The sequence below is a fragment of the Inquilinus sp. genome (genome assembly GCF_057815775.1).
On the sequence record NZ_JBYRFX010000181.1, the window covers coordinates 1 to 2,639 of the forward strand.

4 protein-coding genes are annotated in these 2,639 nt (G+C 67.1%); all 4 read left to right on the plus strand.

The features are described 5' to 3' along the window. Positions 1 to 63 precede the first annotated feature (63 nt). Positions 64 to 909, plus strand: a complete 846-nt coding sequence (locus AC3XYG_RS06425; RefSeq protein WP_489138985.1) for a lytic transglycosylase domain-containing protein — start codon at positions 64 to 66, stop codon at positions 907 to 909. 75 nt (positions 910 to 984) lie between these two features. Further along, a complete protein-coding gene (locus AC3XYG_RS06430) occupies positions 985 to 1,473 on the plus strand; it encodes a hypothetical protein (RefSeq protein ID WP_489138982.1) in 489 nt (162 codons plus the stop codon). A gap of 138 nt (positions 1,474 to 1,611) precedes the next feature. Then, positions 1,612 to 2,250, plus strand: a complete 639-nt coding sequence (locus AC3XYG_RS06435; RefSeq protein WP_489138983.1) for a YiaD family glycine zipper/OmpA-like lipoprotein — start codon at positions 1,612 to 1,614, stop codon at positions 2,248 to 2,250. A 116-nt stretch (positions 2,251 to 2,366) separates the two neighbouring features. Beyond that, positions 2,367 to 2,639: thiamine pyrophosphate-dependent enzyme (locus tag AC3XYG_RS06440; RefSeq protein ID WP_489138984.1), on the plus strand; the 273-nt coding region annotated here is incomplete at its 3' end.

Sequence of the window (2,639 nt, forward strand, 5' to 3'; positions counted from 1 at the left end):
AATATCATTGCGGGCTGGCCATGGTCTGACGGCCGGGCTGTATCATCGGGGATGTGCGTGCGCATGCGTTTATGGGGCTGGGCATGGGGCTGGATGGCGATCGCCGGGGCCATGCTGCTCACCGGCCCCGCCATGGCGAAAGGCCAGGACGAGACGGTCGAGCAGGCGGTGTGCCGGCTGATCGAGCAATCCGCCACGGCCGAGAACCTGCCGCTGGAATTCTTCACCCGGTTGATCTGGAAGGAAAGCCGGTTCCGCACCCGCGCGGTCAGCCCGATGGGGGCGCAGGGCGTGGCGCAGTTCATGCCGGGCACCGCCAAGATGCGCGCCCTGTCCGACCCGTTCGACCCGGAGACGGCGCTGCCGGCCTCGGCCGCCTTCCTGGCCGAGCTGCGCGACCGCTTCGGCAACATCGGCCTCGCCGCCGCCGGCTACAACGCCGGGCCGGACCGGGTCGAAAGCTGGGTCGGCGGCCATGGCTTCCTTCCGCTCGAGACCGAGGATTATGTCCAGTTCGTCACCAAGCGCTCGGCCGATGAGTGGATCCCGAAACCCGACGGCAGCGTTCCCAGCTTCGACGGCAGCCCCAAGCCCTGCCTGGAGCTGCTGGCCTCATTGAAGACCGACAGCGACGATCTGGAGCTGATCTCGCCGACCGCGCCCTGGCATGTGCAGGTGGCCGGCAATTTCTCCAAGGGCCGCGCCCTGGCCTCGTTCAGCCGGGTCCGCAACCGTTATCCCAAGCTGTTCGCCGACATCCAGCCGATGATCGTCGGCACCCGCATGGCGGGCCGCGGCACCCGCCGCTTCTACCGGGTTAGCGCCCCGGCGCAGAGCCGGGCCGAGGGCAACCAGTTCTGCAACCAGCTCCGCCGGGTCGGCGGCGCCTGCATCGTGCTGCGGAACTGAACACGGCAGCCGCTGTTCTGCCATCATCTCTTCCTAGACGAGAGATCGTATTCCTACCGAGGCGCTGTCATTCGCATGAAAATCAAACTCGCTTATGTGCCGATCATCGGCAGCCTGCTGGCGTTGAGCGGATGCATCACCCCTGGAGGTGGCGGCAGCGAGCTCGATGCCAGGGCGAGTGCGCTGGTCGGGCAGAAGATCGATGCGGCCACTGCCGAATTCGGTCCGGAGGATCCTGAGGGCGGCTCGGCCACCCATCAGAATATCGGCACCGAGGCCGAGCCGCTGTATGTCCACAATTGGAGCCGCTACGGCAGCACCCAGCACCAGCGGTTCGTCCAGACCGGAACCGCATCGGCAGGCCAGACGCTGGTCGGCGTGATCCCGGCCGGCGGCGGGATGGCGGCGACCCCACTGTACCAGGATCAATCCGCCCCGACCGGCTATTACGAGCAGGACGGCGAGTCCTGCCTGCTATACTTCACGACCGATCAGACCAACACGATTGTCCGATACGGCCTGCAGGGCGGATATTGCGACAAGCTGTTTGGCGACGGCCAGTAAATCGGCCTGTTTGCCGACGGCAAATAAACCGGACAGGGCGATCCGCTGCGACACGGCGAACGGCCCCTTGAAGACGGCGGCGGCGCACCGATTCTCTTATCCGTGCCGTTGAGGCCGATACGTCCTGGGGAGATCGCCATGCGTGTGCATCGAAGCCTGACCGTGGTCGCCTTGGCGGCGGCCGTCGCGTCCTGCCAGAACTCCAGCTACCCGAACACCTTCGGCGGCGCGGCCGTCGGCGGCCTGGCCGGCGCCGGGTTGGGCGCCATCGTCAGCGGCGGCAACCGGGGTGAGGGCGCGCTGATCGGCGGGGTCGTCGGCGCGCTCGCGGGCGGCGCCGTCGGCAACTACATGGACAAGCAGCAGGCCGATCTGCAGCGCAACCTCGCCGGCAGCGGCGTCGGCGTGAACCGGCGCGGCGACAACCTGGTGCTGGAAATCCCCGGCGACGTCACCTTCGCCACCGATTCCGCCACCATCCGGCCGGGCTTCTACGGCACGCTCGACAATGTCGCGGCGTCGCTGAATCAGTACCCCAAGACCTACATCAACGTGGTCGGCTACACCGACAACACCGGCTCGGCCGACTACAACCAGCGGCTGTCGGAAGCCCGGGCGCGGTCGGTGGCCGACTACCTGTCCTCGCGCGGCGTCTACCCGCCCCGGATCAACATCGGCGGCGGCGGCGAGAGCATGCCGAAGGCCAGCAATGCCTCGGCCTCCGGCCGCCAGGCCAACCGCCGGGTCGAGCTGACGATCCGGCCGAACGGGCAATGACCCGGAGGGCATTTCTGCGACCAAAGTCGTAGAGCGCGACGCGGCGGGTTCCCAACGCGAACAACCGCAGGCTAGGCTTCCGGCCGGACATAAGATCCGCAACGGGAGGAACGGCCATGCAGTTGAGTCGCGACGACCTTTTGCGCGCCTATCGACAGATGCGCCTGATCCGCGAATTCGAGGACCGGGTCCATCTCGAATTCGCCACCGGCGACATTCCGGGTTTCGTCCATCTCTATGCCGGTGAAGAGGCCAGCGCCGTCGGCGTCTGCCTGCACCTGACCGACCGGGATTCGATCGCCAGCACCCATCGCGGCCACGGCCATTGCATCGCCAAGGACTGCGACCCCGCGGCGATGATGAAGGAGATCTACGGCCGCAAGGACGGG